Source organism: Streptomyces sp. NPDC048278 (genome assembly GCF_040652195.1).
GTDB lineage: Bacteria > Actinomycetota > Actinomycetes > Streptomycetales > Streptomycetaceae > Streptomyces.
On sequence record NZ_JBEZLP010000011.1, the window covers coordinates 174,574 to 197,626 of the forward strand.

Consider the following 23,053-nt stretch of genomic DNA (forward strand, 5'->3'; position numbering starts at 1 on the left):
TGAACAACCTGATCAGACAGGGGTTTTCCGCCATGCCCACACTGCTCCACCTTGACTCCAGCCCGCGCGTGGGCTCGGTCTCCCGCCGGCTCTCGGGAGAGTTCGCCGAGGCCTGGCGCAAGGCCAACCCCGAGGGCAGCTACATCTACCGCGACCTGGCCGTCGGCCCGGTGCCGCACGTCGACAACGCGCAGATCGAGGTGATGCACCGCCTGGAGAAGGAGGGCGTACGTGACCTCACCGCGGCCCGTGACGCGGCCACCACGCCCGAGGAACAGGCCAGTTGGGCGGTCACCTGGCCGCTGGTCGAGGAACTCCTGGCCGCCGACACCATTCTGCTCGGCGTGCCGATGTACAACTTCTCGGTGCCGTCGACCTTCAAGGCGTGGTTCGACCGGGTGCTGATCGCCCCGCTCATCGCCGACCCGGCCACCGGCGAGGGCCCGCTGTCCGGCAAGCGGGTCGTGGTGGCCTCGGCGCGCGGTGGCGCCTACGGCCCCGGCACACCGCGCCAGGACTTCGACCACCAGGAGCCGTACCTGAGGGCGGCCCTGGGCATGGTCGGCCTGGCCACCGACCTCACCTTCCTGCACGCCGAACTGACCAAGTCGGCGCACGTGCCCCGGCTCGCCCAGTTCCAGGAGCTGGCCGCGGCGTCGTACGAGAAGGCGCTGGACGGCGCGCGCACCCACGGCGCCTCCTGAACCCCGCGTCCCCGCGTCCCCGCGTCCCGCCCCGTCCCCCGTCCCTCCCCGTCACTTCAGCGGGAAGTTGCGGTCGAAGACGTTCTCCGGGTCGTACCGCTCCTTGAGGGCACGCAGCCGGGGCAGCACCGGTCCGGGGAACGCCTCCGCCAGCACCCGCGGGCCACGGCGGGTGTCGAAGCTCAGGTACAGGCCGTTCAGGTGCGGGGCGAGCCGCGCCCAGTGCGCGTCGAGTCCGCTCTCCCGTTCGGGGACGGTGGCGGACATCAGCGAGAAGTTCTGGGTGCGGTGGGCGTAGGCGGTGGCCGCGGGATCCATGTCGTTGACCGCCCCGCCCACCGAGCGGAACTGCTGCATCAGAACCTGCCCCGACTCCAGTGCCTCCGCGACCGCCCGGGCGGCGTCGGCGGTGAGGTGGTCGAGCAGGCCGGAGCGGGTGGCGCCGAGCGGCTGCTGCGCGTGGTGCGCGACGCCGCTCACCGGCACCAGCGCCGGGTACGGCGCGAGCACCGCCCGCTGCCGGACCAGCGGGCCGACGCCGAGCAACGGGGTCAGCGTCCGCTCGGCGGCGCCGTGCTCCGCGTTGCCCGCGTACACGGCGGCGACATGGGCGACGTGCGACCGGCCCGGCCCGCCCGGCATGAACGTCAGGAAACTGGTCAGCTCGCGCGGTGCCGTCTCCAGCACCGCACCCCACGCCTCGATCAGCGCCGCCGCCTCCGCCGCGTTCCCCGCGTCGAAGACCAGGTTGGCGAAGACCACGTCACCGGTCTCGTGTGCCCGCAGTTCCACGGCGGTGACGGCGCCGAAGTTCCCGCCGGCCCCGCGTACCGCCCAGAACAGGTCGGGCTCCCGCTCGGCGTCCGCCCGTACGAGGGCGCCGTCGGCCAGGACGAGTTCGACCGCCGTCACATGGTCGACGGTCAGCCCGTGCAGCCGGGCCAGCCAGCCCATGCCGCCCGCCGTGACCAGCCCGCCCACCCCCACGTCGCCGGTGTCCCCGGAGCTGACGGCCAGCCCGTGCGGAGCGAGCGCCTGCGCCACCCGTCCCCAACGGGCGCCCGCCCCCACCCGTATCCGGCGCCGGGCCCGGTCCAGCACCCGCACCTCGTCGAGGCGGGACAGGTCGACGACGGCACCGCCGTCGTTGGTGGAGCGACCGCTGATGCCGTGGCCGCCGCTGCGCACCGAGACGGCCGAGCCCAGCGAGCGCGCGTACGCCAGCGCCTCGGCGGTCTGTGCGGCGTCCTCGGGCAGCAGCACGGCGGCGGGCGCACCGCGGTGCACGTAGCCGTGCCGTAACCGCTCGTACCGCGCGTCGTCCGGCCCGACGATCCGGCCGGCGAGGGACGGCGGCACCGGCGGCAACGTGGACGTCATGACAGGGAGTTCCCTTCTCCGCGTTCGTCTTCACTCTCGGCCCCGCGTCCGGTGCCTCCTCCGGCTCCGGCTTCGCGTCCGGTTCCGGCTTTGGTTCCGGTTCCGGCTTTGGTTCCGCGTCCGGCTCCACGTCGGGTTTCCGTTTCCGCCTCGGGCTCGTCGAGCGGCTCCAGCGCGCAGCGCAGCGTCCGTGCCAGGTAGCGCGTCAGCCGCTCCGGGTCCATCTCCGCCACCGGCCCGCTGCACAGCACGTACCGGCTGAAGGCGATCCCGATCAGGTGCGCGCCCAGCAGGTCGATGCGCTCGTCGGCATCGGGCCCGGTCAGCACCGTGCGGTAGGCCTCCGTGCTGCTCTGCCGCATCGCCGTGTACAGGGCGGTCGCCGCGCCCTCGTCGGAGGCGGCGCTGCGGATCAGGGCGAGGAACGGATCGCCGCTGTCGGCGTGCTCCATCCGCTCGACGAAGGCCCGCGCGATCCGGTCCGGCAGGGTCCCGGGCGGGCCGGGCACCAGTTCCGGCAGGTCACGGGTGCCGGGCACGGCGGCAAGGAACAGCCGCTCCTTGGAGCCGAAGTGCCGCATCACCAGGCCGTGGGTGACTCCGGCGCGGCCGGCGATCTCCCGGATGGTGGCCCGCGCGTAGCCCCGCTCGGCGAACGCGGCGCGGGCCGCACCGAGGATCGCCTCCCGATGTGCCTGCGGTGCCCGCACCCGCTTCCTGGCGGGCGGCCCGTCGCTGGACGTCATGGTCACCGACCTTAATGTACAGCTGGTCATTAGTGCGGCCCGGGTCGGGGCCCGGGTCGGGGCCCGGGCAAAACCAGTGGTCACGGTGGAGCCGGACCAGGAAGACTCGGACGTGTGTTCCTGACGATCTCCATGAGCGGCACCGCCGCCTCCCCGGCCACCGACCTCGGGTTCCTGCTGCACAAGCACCCCGACAACGCCCAGACCTTCACGACCTCGCACGGCATCGCGCACGTCTTCTACCCAGAGGCGGATGCCGGGCGCTGCACGGCGGCGCTGCTCCTGGAAGTGGACGCGGTGGCGCTGGTCCGGCGCGGCAAGGGCAAGGGACGCGACGGAGCCCCCGGCGCGGCGCTCGCGCAGTACGTCAATGACCGCCCGTACGCGGCCTCCTCGCTGCTCGCCGTGGCGATCGGCAACGTCTTCTCCAGCGCGATGCGCGGCGTCTGCAAGGCCCGCCCCGAAGCCCCGGCGCAGGCACGGCCGTTGCGCGTGGAGGTGCCCGCGCTGCCCGCCCGCGGCGGCCCCGACCTCGTACGGCACCTGTTCGAGCCGCTCGGCTGGACGGTGACCGCCGAACCGGTCGCGCTGGACGCCGAGTTCCCGGAGTGGGGCGAGTCGCGGTACGTCGGCCTGGTCCTGGAGTCCGAGGCGCTGACCCTCTCCGAGGCGCTGCGCCACCTCTACGTCCTGCTGCCCGTCCTCGACGACGCCAAGCACTACTGGGTCTCCTCCGAGGAGGTCGACAAGCTGCTGCGCGCCGGCGAGGGCTGGCTGCCCGGTCACCCCGAGCAGAAGCTCATCACCAGCCGTTACCTGTCCCGCCGTTGGTCGCTGACCCGGCAGGCGATGGAGCGGCTGGAGCTGGTGCGGCTCGCCGAGTCCGACGACAGCGAGGTCGAGGAGATCGACAACGCGGTCGAGGAGGAGACGGAGACCGAGGAGAAGCCGGCCCCGCTCGCCGTGCAGCGCCGGGACGCGATCCTCGACGCGCTCAGGCGCTCCGGTGCCGCCCGGGTCCTCGACCTCGGCTGCGGGCAGGGCCAGTTGGTGCAGGCGCTGCTGAAGGATCCGGCGTTCACCGAGATCGTCGGCGTCGACGTGTCGATGCGGGCGCTCACCATCGCCTCCCGGCGGCTCAAGCTGGACCGCATGGGGGAGCGGCAGGCCGCCCGCGTCAGCCTCCTCCAGGGCTCGCTCGCCTACACCGACAAGCGGCTCAAGGGGTACGACGCGGCCGTGCTCAGCGAGGTGATCGAACACCTCGACCTGCCGCGGCTGCCCGCCCTGGAGTACGCCGTGTTCGGCGCCGCCCGCCCGCGCACGGTCCTCGTCACCACCCCGAACGTCGAGTACAACGTCCGCTGGGAGACCCTCCCCGCCGGCCACACCCGGCACGGCGACCACCGCTTCGAGTGGACCCGCGAGGAGTTCCGCGCCTGGGCCCACCGGGTCGCCGAACTCCACGGCTACGACGTCGAGTTCACCCCCGTCGGCCCGGACGACCCCGAGGTCGGCCCACCCACCCAGATGGCCGTTTTCGACATAAGCACAGCCGAAACAAGCACAGCCGAAACGCGCACAGCCGCCGTGCGCGTCGTGAAGGAGGCGAAGACGGCATGACCGAGACACCGCGCACCGGACGGGTCCTCCCCGTCACCGACCTCTCCCTGGTCGTCCTCGTCGGCGCCTCCGGCTCCGGCAAGTCCACCTTCGCCCGGCGCCACTTCAAGCCGACCGAGGTCATCTCCTCCGACTTCTGCCGCGGTCTGGTCTCCGACGACGAGAACGACCAGAGCGCGACCAAGGACGCCTTCGACGTCCTGCACTACATCGCCGGCAAGCGCCTCGCCGCCGGCCGCCGCACGGTCGTCGACGCGACCAGCGTGCAGCAGGAGTCCCGGCGCCAGCTGATCGACCTGGCCAGGCAGTACGACGTGCTGCCCATCGCCGTCGTCCTCGACGTGCCCGAGGAGGTGTGCGCCGCACGCAACGCGACCCGCACCGACCGGGCCGACATGCCCCGCCGGGTCATCCAGCGCCACATCCGCGAACTCCGCCGCTCCGTCCGGCACCTGGAGCGCGAGGGCTTTCGCAAGGTGCACATCCTGCGCGGCGTCGAGGAGATCGAGTCGGCGACCGTCGTCACCGAGAAGCGGTTCAACGACCTGACCCACCTCACCGGCCCCTTCGACATCGTCGGCGACATCCACGGCTGCGCGAGCGAACTGGAGTCCCTGCTCGCCGAGTTGGGGTACCGGGACGGCGTCCACCCGGAGGGCCGTACGGCCGTCTTCGTCGGCGACCTCGTCGACCGCGGCCCGGACAGCCCCGGCGTGCTGCGCCGGGTGATGTCGATGGTCGGCTCGGGCAACGCCCTGTGCGTGCCCGGCAACCACGAGAACAAGTACGGCCGCTACCTCAAGGGCCGCAAGGTCCAGCACACCCACGGACTCGCCGAGACCATCGAGCAGATGGACGGCGAGAGCGAGGAGTTCACGGCACAGGTACGGGAGTTCATCGACGGACTGGTCAGCCACTACGTCCTCGACGGCGGAAAGCTGGTCGTCTGCCACGCCGGGCTGCCCGAGAAGTACCACGGCCGCACCTCCGGCCGGGTCCGCTCGCACGCCCTGTACGGCGACACCACCGGCGAGACCGACGAGTTCGGCCTGCCGGTGCGCTACCCGTGGGCCGAGGACTACCGGGGCCGGGCCGCCGTCGTCTACGGCCACACCCCGGTCCCGGAGGCCACCTGGCTCAACAACACCATCTGCCTGGACACCGGCGCCGTCTTCGGCGGCAAGCTCACCGCGCTGCGCTGGCCGGAGCGGGAGCTGGTCGACGTACCCGCCGAGCGGGTCTGGTACGAGCCGTCCCGCCCGCTGCTCACCGAGGCGCCCGGCGGCCAGGACGGACGCCCGCTGGACCTGGCGGACGTCCACGGGCGCCGGGTCGTCGAGACCCGGCACCAGGGCCGGATCGCGGTCCGCGAGGAGAACGCGGCGGCGGCCTTGGAGGTGATGAGCCGCTTCGCGATCGACCCGCGCCTGCTGCCGTACCTCCCGCCGACGATGGCACCCACCGCCACCAGTCACGTCGAGGGCTACTTGGAGCACCCGGCGGAGGCCTTCGCCCAGTACGCCGCGGACGGGGTCGCCCGGGTGGTGTGCGAGGAGAAGCACATGGGCTCGCGGGCGGTGGCGCTGGTGTGCCGGGACGCGGAGGTCGCCCACAAGCGCTTCGGCGTCGCCCCCGGCCCGACCGGCTCCCTCTACACCCGCACCGGACGCCCGTTCTTCTCCGACGAGTCGGTGACCGAGGAGATCCTCGGCCGGATCCGCGCCTCCGTCGACGCGGTCGGCCTCTGGGACGAACTCGCCACCGACTGGCTCCTGCTGGACGCCGAGCTGCTGCCCTGGTCGCTCAAGGCCTCCGGCCTGCTGCGCACCCAGTACGCGGCCGTCGGCGCCGCCTCCGGCGCGGTGTTCCCGGGCGCGCTGGCCGCCCTGGAGCGCGCCGCGGCCCGGAACGTGCAGGTGACCGACCTGCTGACCCGGCAGCGCGAACGCGCCGCCGACGCAGCCGCGTTCACCGACGCCTACCGTCGCTACTGCTGGACCACCGAGGGCCTGGACGGGGTGCGCCTCGCCCCCTTCCAGATCCTCGCCGTCCAGGGCCGCAGCCTCGCCGCGCTCCCGCACGACGAGCAGCTCGCCCTCCTGGACCGGCTGGTCGAGCACGACGCCACCGGCCTGCTCCAGACCACCCGCCGCCTGTACGTCGACACCGGCGCCCCGGAGTCGGTGCAGGCAGGCGTCGACTGGTGGCTGGAGATGACCGGCCGGGGCGGCGAGGGCATGGTCGTCAAACCGGCCGACGCGCTGGTCCGCGACCCACAGGGCCGACTCGTCCAGCCCGGCATCAAGTGCCGGGGCCGGGAGTACCTCCGGATCATCTACGGCCCCGAGTACACCCGCCCCGACAACCTCACCCGCCTGCGGGGCCGCTTCCTCAACCACAAGCGCTCCCTCGCCGTCCGCGAGTACGCCCTCGGCCTGGAAGCCCTGGACCGCCTCGCCGACGGCGAGCCACTGTGGCGCGTACACGAGGCGGTCTTCGGAATCCTGGCCCTGGAGTCGGAGCCGGTGGACCCACGGCTGTGAACAGTCACTCTTGGGTGTCGTAGCGATCAATTCCGGTCAGGGTTGTTTTCTCTGTGACGATCCTGGCCGAACGCTGCGCTTCCGATCTCATTCGTCCCTGGTTAACCGGTGGTTGCCGTGCTAACTTCGCTGGTCGGTCAGGCAGGCTTACCGGCTCAGGGGGAAAGTCGGTGACGACAGGTGTGGGGTTCGACGAACCCAAGGGTGGATCCGGACGTGTGCGCGTCCCTTTACTGGTGCGCGAGCTGACTGATTCCCTGAGCGCGCTTGGCTGCATGGAGGACGCGCCCGCCAGGCTTCGCTTCAGTGACGTGCTGGGAGATCTACTGGGTCGCCAGATAGATCTGCGCGGCGTCAAGTTGCGTGAGGACGTAGTTGTTCTGGTCCGCTCCGCACTGAACGTCGCGGAGGGCGAACGCGTACTGGTCGAAGTGGTGCGAATCCTTGAAGGAGAGGCGGCCGGCGATCAACTCGACGAGTTGCTCCGCCAGTTCCTCGCACCCGCCACGTATGCGCCGCTCGGGCGCGGCTCGTTCTCTGACGATGACGAGAGCAGCGCCCGCGCGGTCCTCGCCAAGGGCGAACTGCCCGCGTCACGTCTGCGGGACGACGTCGTCGAGGACCTCAACGGACTCGGCTTACCCAGCGGCCTGTCGGTGCAGCAGTTGTTCACGTACCTCCTCGACTGCACCGCACAGGCGGATCATCTGCCGCCCGCTGTCCTCCTCCTCGACTGCGCCGCTCTGCTTGCCGTCACACCGGGACACCGAGCCGCCCTGGCCGGTTGGGCCGACGACTGGGCCCGACGCGCCGGCCTGGCCGAACAGTTGGAGAGGCGCCGTGCGGCGCGCCGCGAGACTCCTTACGATCCGGACGTCCCGCGCTGCGTGATCATCGCGGTCGAGCCGGCCCGGGACGGCACGGAGGACATCGTCGTCCGGCAGTGGTTCAACAGTGTGCCCGGTCATTGGAGCCCGCTGCCCGGGGAACCGGCCACGACCACTTTGACCGAACTCGGTCCGGCCGTCGAGGGTGCGCTGCGGCGGGGCGCCCGGCTCTGGTCCGCTCCGGCCGCGTCGCACCTGAGCGACCGCCAGCAGCACCCGTTGTACGTCGAGTTCGTCTTGCCGTACGACTTACTCAACCTCGATGTGGCGGGACTTACGTATCAGGTCGGCGACGGAGCGCCCATGCCCCTCGGCCTGAAGTACGGGGTGCACCTGCGCAGTCTGGAACGGATGCGGACCGACGATCCGCTCTGGCGCGACCAGTGGCTCGAACGTTGGAGCACTCTGCGCGAGCACGGGGTCCTCTCGCACGACTGGCCCGATCCGGATATCGACAGTGTCGGAATGTGGCAGCGCAGGCTCGCCGGGGAAGCCATGCATACGGCAGTCGTTCTCGACGCGCCGACGGACGCCGCCGGCCTGGCGGCCCTCAAGGCCGCCATCGCAGAAGGGATAGGGCTTGCGGTCTGGGACCGGGCAGGGGTCTTCGTGGAAGCGGGTCGACAGAAGATGAGCGCCGTTCTCGCCTCCGTTCAGATGCCCGTCCAGATCCCCCTGGCCGTCCACCGCTTGCGTCGGAAGGCTCAGAGCCAGGGACCGGTCGAGCTCCAGCTCAAGGACATCGGCTTTCTCTGGGACGATCCAACGCGCACTGTCGACTTCCAGCCCACCGATCCCGGCGATCTCACCAACGAGGAGGCACCCGCTTGAGTGTCCAGGAGCAGACGGAGCCCCACGGCTGGCGAGTCTTCCACGGTACTGGCAGCGCCCCTGCCACCCCACCCGACATGCCCCAGCCGCCTCCCTGGCGCCGCTTCCGAGGCGGCCCGCCCCGGCCTGTGCCCCCGGCCGATCCCGAGGCGGCCCGCCGCCGCCTGGGCTCTGGCGACATCAGCCCGCGCCTGCGAGAGGAGGACGTCGACATCATCAATGCGGCCCTGCTGCTGCGACGGCCTTTGCTGATCACTGGACCACCCGGTGTCGGCAAGTCTGCCCTCGCTTATCTGGTGTCTCGAGAGCTCGGCCTCGGCAGGGTCTTGGAATGGAACATCGTCAGTCGCACAGAGCTGAGGGACGGCCTGTACGCCCATGACGCCATGGGACGCGCACAGGCCATCGCCGCCTGGCGGGCCGCACTGCGACGCGGGGCAGCGGCGCACTCCGACGAAGCAGAAGAGGCGCACACGCCGAACACCGGAATCAACACAGCGGTTGATTCAAATCCTCGTCAACACCCGCCGGTCATAGGCGACTTCATAACCCTCGGACCGTTGGGCACAGCTTTGCTGCCCTACGATCGACCCCGAGTGCTCCTTGTCGACGAACTGGACAAGAGCGACATCGATCTGCCGAACGACCTCTTGCACGTCCTGGAGAACGGAAGCTATGGAGTACCGGAGCTGGTACGCGACGCCGCGGAGACCGCGCGCGTGCAGACCGATGACCCGGGGAGCATCGCCGAGATCCGCGACGGACGGGTGGAGTGCCGGGAGTTCCCGGTGGTAGTGATCACCAGCAACGGGGAGCGGGAGTTCCCCGCGGCTTTCAGACGACGCTGTCTGCCTCTGGAGATGCGTACTCCCACCAGGGATCAGCTGCTGGCCATGGTGGAGGGGCACCTTGGGATCCGTCCCCAGGGCACGGAAGACCTGGTCGACGAGTTCGTGCAACGGGTGCAGGCCGGTGGCACGCACTCACTCGATCAGCTACTGAACGCTGTCCAGATGACTACGGCGGGTGGTTTCCAGGCGCATGATGACGGGCGTACGCTCGTGGAAATGCTCCTACGCGACCTCGCGAAAGGCCGCTGATGAAGGGCGATCCACGGGAGCACGCATCCGGACTCGGCGACGCTTTTCCCGTTTCGGGGTCGTCGCCTCCTTTGCCGTCCCCGGATTCCAGCGAGGACGGCACCGGGCGGGCAGCGGCGGTCACGGTCGGCCCCGAGCACGCCCCGGTGCGTTGGCAGGAGGTTGCCGACGCGGTCTGGCTTGCCGCCCACTGGGATCGCCACGGCGTTTCGCCCAGAGCCGGTGCCATGGTCTCGAAGGAGGAGGCCGCCCGTGAAACTCGTCCGTCACCGGACGCTCGGCCAGCCGGTCGACCGGGCACCGAGGAGGCGCGCCGCCCGGAGGAGTCTCCGGCTGTCGACGACGCAGTGGGTTCTGCGAGGCCGGCCCTCACCGGTGGCACCGGTTCCGTCGAGCCGCACCCGGTCCTGCCGTCGGACCCCCAGGACGGGGCCAGGAGTGCCTCCGGCCTGCCCGCTGAACCTATGCCCGAGTCCCGGCTCTTCCCCGATGCCCATGGGGACCTCACCCTGCACGTGGGGCAGCCGCTGCTGCCCGCCGACGACCGGCCACAGCCAGGGCCAGGCCGTACGACCGCGCTGCTCGCGCGAGCTCTGCACCAGCTGGCGCGCCGCATCCCCTCCCGCGACACCCTTGAACTGGACGAGGAGACCACCGCCGAGCAAGGAATCGTGGACGGCATGTGGATGCCCTTTTTCCGGCCCGCGCGTACCTCCGCCTTCGACCTGGTCCTGCTCACCGACGACGCGCCCACGATGCGGATCTGGGAGGACACCACCGCCCGTCTCGCCCAGGCTGCCGAGCACAGCGGCGCCTTCCGGGGCGTGCGCACCGTCCGGGTGAACGTGCCGCGGACCGGCGCAGCCTCCCTGCGACGGTCCGCCTCACGGGCTGCCGCCGACCCCGCCGAACTCCTCGACGGACGCGGCGGACGCGTCTTTCTCGTGGTCACCGACGGTCTCGCCCATGGTTGGGTTTCCCAAGCGGCTGACAACCTGCTCGCCAAGCTCGCCCACGCGGGTCCCACCGCCATCGTCCATCTGCTGCCGCCGCATCTGAGACACCGCTCCTCGCTCTATCCCTACCAGGCAGTCCTGGAGGCCGGCGGGTTCGGCGCCGCCAACAACGCGCTCGGACACTGGACACCGGATCCGCTGCGACCGTTGCCCGAGGGGGGTGACGACTCGGTACCTGTGCCGGTGCTGTCACCGAAACCCGGCTCCCTGGCCGCTTGGGCAGACCTCGTCATCGGAGAACGTGGAGTACGCCGTACACTCCCGGTCCTGCTGGCGGGCACTCTCACCAAGGGCGGTCCCGCGCCCGGACTGCGTGCCCCGCGATTCCCGCGAGCCGCGAAGGCCGCCGTGCGCCGCTTCTTCACCCTCGCCACTCCGGCCGCCCGTCGACTTGCCACCCAACTCGCCACGATTCCCTTCGACTTCGACCTCGTGGAACAGCTCAGGCGGCGCACGATGCCCGAGACCGGCCCGGACCATCTCGCGGAGATCCTTATGGGCGGTCTGATCGACTGGGACAGTAACGGCGAGGGAAGCCCCGAATTCGCTGACGGTGTCCGGGAGGAACTGCTCGCCGCCACCACACGCAGCCAACTCGCTCACACCATCCGATTGGTGGGTGATCTGCCGGCCGCCGGCGAGCGGGGTGTCGCTCTGCGCGCGGCCCTGCGAGACCCTCTGGGGACCCGCCTGCCAGACCCGGAGGAGCGGGGCTGGGCGCGCAGCGAAGTGGCCGTGATGCACGCGCTGGCAGGACCGTACTCCGAACGTGCGAAGCGCATTGAGCCACGTCTGCTCAGGCCCGGGCCCAGTGCGGCCGAACGGGTGGGCTCCGGTTTGCCCACCGGTACACCCTCAGAGGTGAACCGTGTGGGTGTCGGGGCGTCACCCGGCGACGCAGCGGCGAATGATCCAGCGTCGAACCTATCCGACGAGTCTGGAGATCTCGTGCCACTGGTAACCGACGCCACCCAACAAGAAGCCCTGGAGGCTGAGCCGCTCATGCCGAGCACCACGACTGCAACGCCCGCCCTTCTGGTGAACGTTCCGCTCAGGAACACCTCGTTCGTCGGCCGGCAGGCGCTGCTCAGGGCCGTGGAAGAGCAGCTGAGCGCCCAGGACACGGCGGCGGTCCTGCCGCACGCACTGCACGGGCTGGGCGGTGTCGGCAAGTCGCAACTGGCACTGGAGTACGTCTACACCCATCATCACGACTTCAAGGTGATCTGCTGGATCCCGGCCGAGCGTGAGAGCCTCATCCTGGCGGCGCTGGCCAGCCTTGCGGCCCAGCTGGGCGTCGCGCCGACCGGCCAGGACAGCCTCGGTGCCCCCGCCGCCAACACCGCGGTGCCAGCCGTCCTGGAGGCGCTGCGCACCGGAGCACCGTACGACAACTGGTTGCTCGTCTTCGACAACGCCGAGGATGTCGAGGCGGTGCGTAACTACTTCCCGACCAACGGTCCCGGCAAGGTGATCGTCACCTCCAGGAACCGGGCCTGGGAGCGCGTCGCCACTCCGCTTCCGGTGAACGTTTTCGATCGTCAGGAATCCATCGAACTGCTCCAGAAGCGTTCGCCGGACCTGGCGGCCGAGGAAGCCAGCAGGCTTGCCGAGGCGTTGGGCGACCTGCCGCTGGCGGTGGAGCAGGCGGGCTCCTGGCGCGCTGTGACCGGCATGCAGGTCGACGAATATCTCGATTTGTTGGCCCAGCGCAGCCCGGAGATCCTGGAGCTCGACCCCACCCCGGACTATCCGGTCTCCGTCGCTGCCGCCTGGGACATCTCGCTGGAGCGGATCCAGGCGAACAATCCAGGCGCCCGGCAACTGCTGGACATCTGCGCCAGCATGGCGCCCGAGCCCATTCCGCGCTCCATGCTGCGCGGCAGCCGGGGCATCAGCATCACGCCCGACGTCGACCCGCTGCTGCGCGAGTCGATCAAACTCAACCGCGCCATTCGGGACCTCAGCCAGTTCTCCCTGGTCAAGGTGGACCCGAGGACCGACACCCTGCAGATGCACCGCCTCCTGCAGACCGTGCTCCTGGCCAAGCTGAATACCCGGGAACGTGAGCAGATGCGGGACGCGGCTCACCAACTCCTGTCGGCCGCGAAGCCCGGTCCCTACGGCTCGCCGCGCGAATGGCGTGCCTACCAGGCGTTGCTGCCCCACGTTCTCGCCTCGCAGGCGGTGACCAGTACCGACACCTATGTACGCGACCTGGTCTCCGACACCGCATGGTTTCTCTACTACTGGGGCGACCACGAAGGAGCGGCGAACTTTGCCCGTCAAGCATGGAACGCGTGGCTCGCCGCCTCCGGTGAGGAGGACATCCATGTCATTCGTATGGCGAAGTGCTTCTCCTTCCTGCTGCGCCAGATCGGCCAGATCCCCGAGTCGATCCCGCTCGTGGAGAACGCGCTGGCGGTCTCCCGTCGGGTCGAGGCCGACCCCGAGGACCTGATCGACGCCTTGTGCGAGCTGGCCGACGGCCGCCGGTACCAAGGCCGGTTCGCGGAAGGACGGGACCTGGGCCAGGAGGCTACAGAACTGGCACGCTCCCTGTTCGGTTCCGACGATCCGATCACCTTGCGCGCGACGCACAGTTGGGGAGTCGACCTGCGCCTGTGCGGGCAGTTCCGGGACGTACTGCCGCTGGACCAGGAGAATGCCCGGCTGCGGGAGCTGTTGTTCGGCGCCGACAGCTTCTTCACCCTGAACACCCTCAACGCCATCGCCATCGACATGCGGGAGAGCGGCGACTACCCGGGTGCCCGCGACTTCCAGGAAGACGTCCACCGAAGGGCGCGCACCGCCTTCGGTGATGAGCATCCGCTCACCCTGCGCATCGCGCGCAACCTCGCGGTGTGTCGGCGCCGCGACGGGGCTTTCGAAGAGGCAGCCAAGCTGGCCGAGGAGACCCGGCAGCGCTTCGTCGCCCGATACGGCCTCGACCACTTCGATTCGCTGTCCACGTCGACCAACGTGGCCGTCGACCGACGGCTGTCGGGGGACCTGGAAGGCTCGCGGCAACTGGGCGAGGCGACCTTGCAGCGACTTGGGCAGCGGCTCGGTGACCGGCACGCCATCACCCTGCTGACGCAGGCGAACCTGGCCGCCACCCATCGGGCGCTCGGTGCTCTCGACAAGTCGCAGGAGTTGGAGGACGACGCTGCCAACCGGCTGGCCGAATCCGTCGGGGCCCACCACGTCACCACTTTGACGGTCGCGATCGGTCAGGCCAACACGGCCTACGCACGCCTCGACTTCGACCGGGCTTACGAGATTGACACGGCCAACCTGCCGTTGCTGATCGAGGTGGCCGGCGAGGAACACCCGTTGACCCAGGCCTGCACCGCGAACCTCGCCCTTGACGTGCGTGGTCTGGGGCGGGGTGCGGAAGCGGACGAAGTGCAGCGCAAGGCAGTGGAAGGCTTCGCCCGAGTGCTCAAGGCCGACCACCCCTGGCTGCTTGCCGCCCGTCAACGTCGGCGCATCGAGTGCGATATGGCCCCGATGCCGCTGTAGGCGGGCCGGCGCCCCCTGCGCCGATGGGAGGCAGGGGGCGAGTATCCGATGTCGGGTGACGCTGCAAGTGACGATGAGAAGCTGTTCGTGTCTGGATCGATCCATTCGGCCAGATCGCGATCTTGACGCGAAACCGCGGACGATCAGCGCCCATGGCTACTGGGCGGTCGAGGTCAACCATCCCGCGATGTGGGAATATGTGAGGAGCCCGGGGCCGAGGTGCCGACAGCAACTGGCCTGTCACACTGGTAACTTGACGCCGCAAAAGAAGCTGTACACAACACTGCACAGGTGTCACGGGGGACACATGACGGCGGTTGTCTTCATCCACAAGAAAGAGGTTCGTGAACCCGGCTTCTCCAAGCCTCCGGAGCGCGTGACGGACGGACTGACCGTACTGCGTGGAGGACTTCGTATTGCGCCGTACCACTGGGGAAGCACGCACGGCGCCGCCTTGGTCGCAGGCGAGGCAAGTCTGCCCGCACAACCCCCAGCCGTCTTCCGCGGCCTGGCCGAACAGCCGAGCGATCCCCGCACCGTGCCCGCCTCGACTCCGGATGACACCACTGCAGCCTGGGCCGCTCTGTGCACCGATGGGCAAGGCGACATGCCCGCCGCCGAGGCCCTTGCCTCCGAGGAACTCGCCGTCCACAGCCTCTGCTGGACCAACCCGGCGGTGTGCCGGCACATCGTGGATCGCCTGCCGTGACGGGCGCGCGAGTGGATCCGGGCAGGGTGCACGCCCTGATCGTGGGAGTCGAACGTTATGACGCCGGCCAGGACTGGGACCTGCCCGGTCCCGCTCGGGACGCCGTCCGCTTCCACCGGCTGTTGCGGGAGGTCGGTGTCCCCGAGGCCCAACTGCGGCTCCACCTCGCGCCGCTGACGCCGCACGCACCCGGCATACCATACCAACCTGCTGATCAGGCCACCCTGCGCCGCGTCCTCGTGCGTGAACTGGCGATGTCGTCGGGGGACGTTCTCTGGGTGTGGTGGGGCGGGCACGGTGTCCTCGACAGGACCGGTCGGCTGCGACTGTTCTGCGCCGACGCCACCACCGCTGACAAGCTCGGCATCGACCTGGACTCGGCCGTCGAACGGTACGCGAGCGACGCAGTGCTCGGCTTCCCCGAGCAGCTGTGGATCGTGGACGCCTGCGAGACCTTCGAGGAGGACCTGGGCTTCCGTGAGCAGCTGCCGCCGGACTCGCTGCCGCTGGGTCATCGCACCCTCACCCACCGGCAGACGGTCCTACGGGCCGCGGGACGTGGGCGGACCGCGGCAAACGATCCGGACCGCGGCACGGGGCTCTTCTCCGACGTGCTGCTCGGCCTGCTTGCCGACCGTGCCGACGTCCTGCCCGCACCACCCGATCCGGAGGAACTGTTTCCGGCCGTACGTGCGGGTATCGAGGCCCTCAAGGAAGCGGGACGTACTCTGCAGTATCCAGACATCCGGCTGCGCAGTCCTGAACGCACCGAGGTCATGTCCGCCGACGTCCCGGCTCCGGCCCAGGCCGCCGAACGGCGTCCGATATCGCCGCTGCAGCGCGTGGTTGAGGCCCTCCTCGCCTATCCGTTGATGGCTGATCCCACCGAACGCCAGACCGTCATCGCCGTCATGGCACCTCATGTCACCGCGACGCTTCCCCGTCACACCAAGGCACGCACGGATGTCACGGGCATCCTCAATTCGCTCGCCCGGCATCACCCTGAGGCACTGGACGATCTTTTCGACGCGGTGGTGTCGGTTGATGACGACCCGGGGCGCAAAAGCGAACTCGAGGCAGCGATCGGTGCTTTCGCGGCCTGGGCGAGGCGACTCAGGGATCGGAAATGATCGAGTGGCGTGATCGTACGGTTTTCGACCTGGGCCGGAATGGCCATCATGGAAAAGGACACGGGGCATCGCGTGCCACCGTGTGAGAAGGGGGAACATCTTGGACCGGCCGCCCGCACAGCACGCCGAAGTCACCGCCCGTGAGCCGACAACCGATGCACCCCCCTATGGCTGGGAGTCGGACCTGGTCGACGTCGCAGATCTTCCCCTGACCGATGTGGACGAACTGGCTCCTCTTCGCCCTGCCAGCCGTCTTCTCGGAGAGGTGTTGCGTGCCCGCGGCGGCATCCGGGGCGGCGGCGAGGGCGCCCGGGCCGAGTAGCCGCCGCTCTCGGACGGCAGAGCCCAGGCAGGCTTGGTTTCTCGGGTCCCGCTGGGCCCAAGCATGCCCGCATCCGCGACGGAGGTCCCGCCCATGACCGGTGCGCAGCGACATGTCCCGTTCCGCATGCCCGACGAACTGTTCGCAGAGGTGGCCTCCGGAGGAGGCTCCGCCGAGGCCGTCGCATTCCTCGAACGGGCGGAGCGGTCTCGGCGGTTGTTCCTCCTACGGACCCTCTTGGAGCGCCTCGGCCCGTTGTCCACACCGCTGACCCCGGTCGCCGAGGCGTGGCGTGTCCTGAAAGAGGCGGCCGAAGCGGCACCGGGGCCGGTCGACCGGCTGCTGCTCGCTCCGGCGACCGGTGGCTGGATCGCACATCTGCTGCGCCGGCTGCACGGCACCGCGACGGGGCCGCCGGTGTGGGTGGACGCTGGTCACCTGTGCTCTCTTGCCGTCTCGGCGTCTCTGATTGCCGGAATCAGGGCTGACCTGTGGGTACCGCTCACCGACGGCATGACGCACCTGCCGGGTCTGGGACTGGCCAGGGTGCCGGAGACACGGCCCGGGTTCGCCGTCGGCCACGCTCTTGCGGACAAGGGGGAGTTGAGGATCGTCGAAACACGATGCGATGTCGACTCGGACCCGGACGGGGTGTGGTCCGGCCCCGTCACGTCTCGGGCGCTCCGTCCGACAACGGCGCCGCTGCGTGGCGACGCCGTCCGGGCCGAACACCCCGACGTCGCCCCCGGTCCTCCTGGCCCGCCCGTATCGTGGTTTCCCCTGCGGACCCTGACCCACTTCACTCCTGCAGGCCCCGTCGCCATTCCTCTCGACGACCTCGACCCCTACCGAGACCTCGACGGCCCCATTGCACCTGCCCGTCTGGAAGACGCAGAGGCGGCGGCCTGGCAGCGGCTGTTCGAGGCGGCGGTCGCGGTGCTCGCGGGGCGGGACGGAAGCGGCTTGATGCGTACCGGGCCAGGACGCGTCGACCCCGCGGTCATTCGTGCCGTCGTCCCCTGGGGCCGTACCGCTGTGCTGCCCCCCGCCCCGCGGACCGTCCAGATTTCCGCCTCCAGCGGGGACGCCTTCGGTGCCATGGTCATCGCCCGGCCCTCCTCCGAGTTCGCCCTCGCCGAGACACTCGTGCACGAGTTCCAGCACAGCAAGCTGGCCGCCCTCCTGCACCTGTTCCGGCTGCTCGACGACGACCGGGCCGAGCGGTACTACGCCCCATGGCGGGCCGACCCGCGCCACCTCACCGGACTGTTGCACGGCGCATACGCCTTCACCGGCGTCGCGGGATTCTGGCGGGACCGGCTGGCCGACGCGCCGGACAGCCGGGCGGCCGAGGAGGCCGGCTACCACTTCGCGCTGAGACGCCTGCAGAGCAGACTCGTCGTGCGCACCCTGCTGAGGAGCGGCCGGCTCACCGCACAAGGCCGGTCCATGGTGTCCGGGCTCGCCCGCACCCTTGACGGCTGGCTGCGGGAGACGGTCCCGCCGGCAGCCGTGGGCCGGGCCCGTATCGCCGCCGCGCTGCACCGCACCGAGTGGCGGCTGCACAACGTGGTTCCGGTCGCTGACGACGCGCACACCCCCGACACCCCGCCGCTGCGCCCCGGCCGTGTCTCGTGGCCGGACGTGCGCACCTACGCATTCGCCACCCTGCCCGAGGCTCCGCGCACCGCCGACGAACACCTCGCTGCCGGCAACCCGGCCGCCGCGCTGGCCGGGTATGCCGATGCTCTGGCCGCCGCCCCCGGGGAACCGCACGCCCTCGCCGGCTGGATCGTCGCTCACGCCGCCGTCGAACCCGGTCGCCACGCCCGTCGCATGCTGGCCCGTCCAGAACTTCTCCAACCGCTGACGCGCAGCTGACCCTCACCCCACCAGCCGCAGCCGCCTTCCGCAGGTCCCCACCCGGATCGTCTGCCCCCAGGTCAGCTCCAGGGCGTCGGTCTCGATGCCGTCGCCGAAGGCGATGAGGCGGTCGGACTCGACCGTGAGGGTCAGGGATGCCGAGGCCGTCAGCTCGCCGGCGACGAGGGAGGTCCCGGTCGCCGGTGAGGGCCAGGCCTCCCGGACGAACCAGAGGAGGCGGTCCTCCGTGGGGGCCGGCAGCGGGAGCCGGGCGCCGCGCTCCTGCCAGACCGAGCGCAGCCAGCCGGTGGCCCCGGTGCCGGTGCCCACCAGCACCCCGGAGGAGGCCTGGGCCTCGACGACACCCCCGTCGTTCTCGAGGCCCAGGCGGTATCGGGCGGTCTGATGACCGGCGGTACCGAGGTAGATCTCGTTGAGCGCCACGAGCCGTTGGGTGTCGTCGGCGACCGCCTCGACCATCGTCAGCTCGTCGGCGCCCGTGGCCGTGGCGCCCACCGAGGCCAGCAGCACGCGCGCCTGCTCCGGGCGGTGCCGTACCAGGACCCCCGGGTTGCGGCCGGGGTCGGTGTCGACGCCGATCACCGGCTGGCCGTCCAGGTACTTGGCGACGTTCGCCACCAGCCCGTCCTGGCCGACCACCACGACCACGTCCTCGGGCGCGAACAGGAAGCGGTCCAGGTCGGCCCGTTCGACCCGGGCCTGGCGCCAGGCCAGCGGCACCGCCGAGGTCACCTCGGCGAGCGCCCGCCGGGTGCGCCGGTGGCGTTCGGCGACCTCGGCCATGTCCCGGCCCCGGGAGGCGAGGAAGAAGGCGGCCTGGCCGTGGGTGCCGTGCCGGGCCACCAACTCCTCGTACTCCGTGGTCCGGTGGACCAGCACGGCCCGCGGCGCGAGGCTCACTCCCGCTCCCCGCCCAGCTTGGCGAGGAGCCCGGTCAGCACGTCCGGCGACACGGTCACACTGTCGATGCGCGGCAGGTTCTCGGCGAGCCGGGCGCCGGTGAGGGCGTGCAGCGTGGCCACGTCCGCCTCGCCGTGCACCCGCAGCCAGGCCGCCTGCGCCGCGGCCCGCGCCTCGCCGAGCTCCCGCGCCCCCGCGGCCTCGGCCCGCGCCAGGGTGACCGCTCGGGCCGCCTCCGCCTCGCCCAGCTTCGCCGAGCGGGCCGCCTCCGCCTCCGCCAGCCGTACCGTGCGTGCCGCCTCGGCGTCCGCCAGCTGTACGGACCTGGCCGCCTCCGCCTCCGCGAGCCGCAGGGACTTGGCCGCCTCCGCCTCGGCCAGCTTCACCGTCCGGGCCGCCTCCGCCTGTGCGCGCACCGCGTCCGCCGCCGCGTGCTCCTCCGCCTCGCGCCGCGCGTTGGTGCCCCGCTGTTCGACCAGCTGCTCCTCGCGGCGGGCCAGTTCGATCTGGCTCGCCAGCTCGTTCTCGGCGATCGCCCGCTCGCGCTCGACGGCCACCGCGCGCCGCTCGTACGTCGCCCGGTCCGCCTCCTGCTGGATCTGCTCGCGGGCCGGGGTGCGCAGCGCGCGCTCCACCTCGGGCTCCGGCCGCAGCGCCATCACGCGGACGGCCACCACCTCGATGCCGGTGGCGGGCAGCCGCGGTTCCGCGGCCAGGCCGGCCGCGATCCGCTCCCGGACCACCGCGACCCCGTCCACCAGCGTCTCCGCCAGCGGGGTGCGGGCCAGCGCGTCCAGCGCGTGCTGCTGGGCCGTCTCCGTGAGCAGGGTGCCCAGCTGTTCGAGCGGGGTGCCGCGCCAGACACCGGTGTCCGGGTCGACGGAGAAGTCCAGGCGGGCCGCCGCGACGGCCGGGTCGCCGACGCGGTAGGTGACGGTCGCCTGGACCGCCACGTCCTGGAAGTCGGCCGTACGGGCGTGGAACGTCATCGCCAGTTCACGGTCGTCGACCGGGATCTCGGAGATCGCCGCGGTGAGCGCCCGGTACCAGAAGCTGAGCCCCGGCCCGTCGTGCAGCAGCTTGTCGCCCCGGTGGTGTCTGACGTGCGCCGTCGGCGCGCCGCGCAGATGGCGCCAGCCCAGGCGTCGGGTGATGTCGGCCATCGGATCCGCCCCCTCGCTTTAAGAGTCATGATGACCATAATCTTGGACGCTGTTTGTCGTCAAGGGGACGAGAACAAGATTCGGTCGAGCAGGGGGTGAAGACGGTCGCCGATGGTCAGGATGGAGGCATGGGATTCCACGTCGACTCCGAGGCCGGGCGGCTGCGCCGCGTCATCCTGCACCGGCCGGATCTGGAGCTCAAAAGGCTCACCCCGAGCAACAAGGACGCCCTCCTCTTCGACGACGTCCTCTGGGTGCGCCGGGCCCGGGCCGAGCACGACGGGTTCGCCGACGTGCTGCGCGACCGCGGGGTCGCCGTCCATCTCTTCGGCGACCTGCTCGAAGAGGCACTGGCGATCGAGGCCGCCCGCACCCTCGTCCTGGACCGCGTCTTCGACGAGAAGGAGTACGGCCCGCTCGCCACCGACCACCTGCGCGCCGCCTTCGAGGAACTCCCCGCGGCCGAACTCGCCGAGGCGCTGGTCGGCGGCATGACCAAACGGGAGTTCCTGGACGCGCACGCGGAGCCCACCTCGGTCCGCTTCCACGCCATGGACCTCGACGACTTCCTCCTCGAACCGCTCCCCAACCACCTCTTCACCCGCGACACCTCCGCCTGGGTCTACGACGGTGTCTCCATCAACGCCATGCGCTGGCCCGCCCGGCAGCGCGAGACCGTGCACTTCGAGGCGATCTACCGGCACCACCCCCTCTTCCGTGGCGAAACGTTCCACGTGTGGTCGGAGGGGCAGGCCGCCTACCCCTCCACCATCGAGGGCGGCGACGTCCTGGTGATCGGCAACGGCGCGGTCCTGATCGGCATGAGCGAACGCACCACCCCGCAGGCCGTCGAGATGCTCGCGCACAAGCTGTTCGCGGCCGGCTCGGCGCGGACCATCGTCGCGCTCGACATGCCGAAACGGCGCGCCTTCATGCACCTCGACACCGTGATGACCATGGTCGACGGCGACACCTTCACCCAGTACGCCGGCCTCGGCATGCTTCGCTCGTACACCATCGAACCGGGCACCGGCGAGAAGGAGCTCAAGGTCACCGACCATCCGCCGGAGCACATGCACCGGGCGATCGCCGCCGCCCTCGGCCTCAGCGAGATCCGCGTCCTGACCGCCACCCAGGACGTGCACGCGGCCGAACGCGAACAGTGGGACGACGGCTGCAACGTCCTCGCCGTCGAACCCGGCGTCGTCGTCGCCTACGAACGCAACTCCACCACCAACACCCACCTGCGCAAGCAGGGCATCGAGGTGATCGAGATCCCGGGGAGCGAACTGGGGCGGGGGAGGGGCGGCCCGCGGTGCATGAGCTGCCCGGTGGAACGGGACGCGGTGTGAGGAGCGCCGCGTAGGACGCTTTTCCCCGCCCCGGTTCGCTCCCCGGGATCTCGCGGCCCGGGCGGGGCCGACCTCGCGGGGTGACCCGACGGGCCTGTATAGAAATGTGGAACATCGTATAGACTTCCAAAGTCCCCGAAGCCGACCCGACCGCTGGAGCGCCCCATGGCGACTGTCCCGACCGCCCTCGCCGGCCGCCACTTCCTCAAGGAGCTGGACTTCACCCAGGAGGAGTTCCGCGGGCTGGTCGAGCTGGCCGCCGAGCTGAAGGCGGCCAAGAAGGCCGGGGCCGAGACGCAGTACCTGCGCGGAAAGAACATCGCGCTGGTCTTCGCGAAGACCTCCACCCGCACCCGCTGCGCCTTCGAGGTCGCCGCCGCCGACCAGGGCGCCGCCACCACCTACCTCGACCCGGCCGGTTCGCAGCTCGGGCACAAGGAGTCGGTGAAGGACACCGCCCGGGTGCTCGGCCGGATGTACGACGCGATCGAGTACCGCGGGCACGGCCAGGGCGTCGTCGAGGAGCTGGCCGCGTTCGCCGGGGTGCCCGTCTACAACGGGCTCACCGACGAATGGCACCCCACCCAGATGCTCGCCGACGTGCTCACCATGACCGAGCACAGCGACAAGCCGCTCGACGCCATCGCCTTCGCCTACCTCGGCGACGCCCGGTACAACATGGGCAACTCCTACCTCGTCACCGGCGCCCTGCTCGGCATGGACGTCCGGATCGTCGCGCCCCGGCTGCTGTGGCCGGACGACACGATCGTCGAGCTGGCCCGGCAGCTCGCCGACGCGTCCGGCGCCCGGATCACGCTCACCGAGGACGTGAAGGAGGGCGTGCGCGGCGCGGACTTCGTGGCCACCGACGTCTGGGTGTCGATGGGCGAGCCCAAGGAGGTCTGGGACGAGCGCATCGCGCTGCTCGGGCCGTACGCCGTCACCATGGACGTGCTGCGCGCCACCGGCAACGCCGACGTCAAGTTCCTGCACTGCCTGCCGGCCTTCCACGACCTCGGCACCGTCGTCGGCCGCGAGATCCACGAGCGGCACGGGCTGACCGAACTGGAAGTCACCGACGAGGTGTTCGAGTCCGAGCACTCGGTCGTCTTCGACGAGGCCGAGAACCGGATGCACACCATCAAGGCGGTCCTGGTGGCCACCCTCGCCCGACCGGCGCCCGACCCGCGCCCGACCAGCGCCTGACCAGCGCGGTTCATTGCCCCTATGCTGTGCGG

General features: G+C 70.7%; 15 protein-coding genes. 11 read left to right on the forward strand and 4 right to left on the reverse strand.

Annotated features, from left to right (window positions below; genetic code table 11):
* Positions 1–32 precede the first annotated feature (32 nt).
* Positions 33–704 carry an NAD(P)H-dependent oxidoreductase gene (locus tag AB0D74_RS21030; RefSeq protein ID WP_362588783.1) on the forward strand — a complete coding sequence of 224 codons (672 nt, stop codon included), beginning with the start codon at positions 33–35 and terminating at the stop codon, positions 702–704.
* A gap of 51 nt (positions 705–755) precedes the next feature.
* Here the strand turns inward: AB0D74_RS21030 and AB0D74_RS21035 are convergent, their stop codons facing one another.
* A complete protein-coding gene (locus tag AB0D74_RS21035; RefSeq protein ID WP_362588786.1) occupies positions 756–2,084 on the reverse strand; it encodes an FAD-binding oxidoreductase in 1,329 nt (442 codons plus the stop codon).
* Positions 2,081–2,830 carry a TetR family transcriptional regulator gene (locus AB0D74_RS21040; RefSeq protein WP_362589077.1) on the reverse strand — a complete coding sequence of 250 codons (750 nt, stop codon included), beginning with the start codon at positions 2,828–2,830 and terminating at the stop codon, positions 2,081–2,083. Before AB0D74_RS21040 ends, AB0D74_RS21035 begins: the two co-directional genes overlap by 4 nt.
* A gap of 114 nt (positions 2,831–2,944) precedes the next feature.
* Between AB0D74_RS21040 and AB0D74_RS21045 the strand changes: the two genes are divergently transcribed.
* The 8 genes from AB0D74_RS21045 to AB0D74_RS21080 all read left to right on the forward strand — a co-directional run bounded on the left by AB0D74_RS21045 (position 2,945) and on the right by AB0D74_RS21080 (position 18,397).
* Positions 2,945–4,453 (forward strand): 3' terminal RNA ribose 2'-O-methyltransferase Hen1, encoded by a 1,509-nt coding sequence (locus AB0D74_RS21045; RefSeq protein WP_362588789.1) that lies wholly within the window; start codon positions 2,945–2,947, stop codon positions 4,451–4,453.
* Positions 4,450–6,996: a polynucleotide kinase-phosphatase gene (locus AB0D74_RS21050; RefSeq protein WP_362588792.1), complete on the forward strand. Its 2,547-nt coding sequence runs from the start codon at positions 4,450–4,452 to the stop codon at positions 6,994–6,996. The genes AB0D74_RS21045 and AB0D74_RS21050 overlap by 4 nt, the downstream gene beginning before the upstream one ends.
* Positions 6,997–7,166: 170 nt before the next feature.
* Positions 7,167–8,714, forward strand: coding sequence for a hypothetical protein (locus AB0D74_RS21055; protein ID WP_362588795.1), 1,548 nt, complete (start codon positions 7,167–7,169; stop codon positions 8,712–8,714).
* A complete protein-coding gene (locus tag AB0D74_RS21060) occupies positions 8,711–9,814 on the forward strand; it encodes a MoxR family ATPase (protein WP_362588798.1) in 1,104 nt (367 codons plus the stop codon). The genes AB0D74_RS21055 and AB0D74_RS21060 overlap by 4 nt, the downstream gene beginning before the upstream one ends.
* The gene (gene fxsT, locus AB0D74_RS21065; protein ID WP_362588801.1) at positions 9,814–14,355 is read left to right on the forward strand and encodes an FxSxx-COOH system tetratricopeptide repeat protein; all 4,542 of its coding nucleotides are present in this window, start codon (positions 9,814–9,816) and stop codon (positions 14,353–14,355) included. Before AB0D74_RS21060 ends, fxsT begins: the two co-directional genes overlap by 1 nt.
* Before the next feature lie 307 nt (positions 14,356–14,662).
* On the forward strand, positions 14,663–15,064 hold the full coding sequence (locus tag AB0D74_RS21070) for a hypothetical protein (RefSeq protein ID WP_362588804.1): 402 nt from the start codon (positions 14,663–14,665) through the stop codon (positions 15,062–15,064).
* A 26-nt stretch (positions 15,065–15,090) separates the two neighbouring features.
* The gene (locus AB0D74_RS21075) at positions 15,091–16,194 is read left to right on the forward strand and encodes a caspase family protein (RefSeq protein WP_362588807.1); all 1,104 of its coding nucleotides are present in this window, start codon (positions 15,091–15,093) and stop codon (positions 16,192–16,194) included.
* Positions 16,195–16,609: 415 nt separating this feature from the next.
* The gene (locus tag AB0D74_RS21080) at positions 16,610–18,397 is read left to right on the forward strand and encodes an HEXXH motif domain-containing protein (RefSeq protein ID WP_362588810.1); all 1,788 of its coding nucleotides are present in this window, start codon (positions 16,610–16,612) and stop codon (positions 18,395–18,397) included.
* Positions 18,398–18,400: 3 nt separating this feature from the next.
* On the opposite strand, the gene AB0D74_RS21085 is transcribed toward AB0D74_RS21080, so the two are convergent.
* Entirely contained in the window at positions 18,401–19,300 is a 900-nt protein-coding gene (locus AB0D74_RS21085) for a hypothetical protein (RefSeq protein ID WP_362588812.1), read from the reverse strand.
* Positions 19,297–20,463, reverse strand: coding sequence for an SPFH domain-containing protein (locus tag AB0D74_RS21090; RefSeq protein WP_362588815.1), 1,167 nt, complete (start codon positions 20,461–20,463; stop codon positions 19,297–19,299). The genes AB0D74_RS21085 and AB0D74_RS21090 overlap by 4 nt, the downstream gene beginning before the upstream one ends.
* A 128-nt stretch (positions 20,464–20,591) precedes the next feature.
* On the opposite strand from AB0D74_RS21090, the gene AB0D74_RS21095 reads away from it, so the two are divergent.
* Positions 20,592–21,815 (forward strand): arginine deiminase, encoded by a 1,224-nt coding sequence (locus tag AB0D74_RS21095; RefSeq protein ID WP_362588818.1) that lies wholly within the window; start codon positions 20,592–20,594, stop codon positions 21,813–21,815.
* Between the two features lie 165 nt (positions 21,816–21,980).
* A complete protein-coding gene (gene argF / locus AB0D74_RS21100; protein WP_362588820.1) occupies positions 21,981–23,021 on the forward strand; it encodes an ornithine carbamoyltransferase in 1,041 nt (346 codons plus the stop codon).
* Positions 23,022–23,053: the final 32 nt, after the last annotated feature.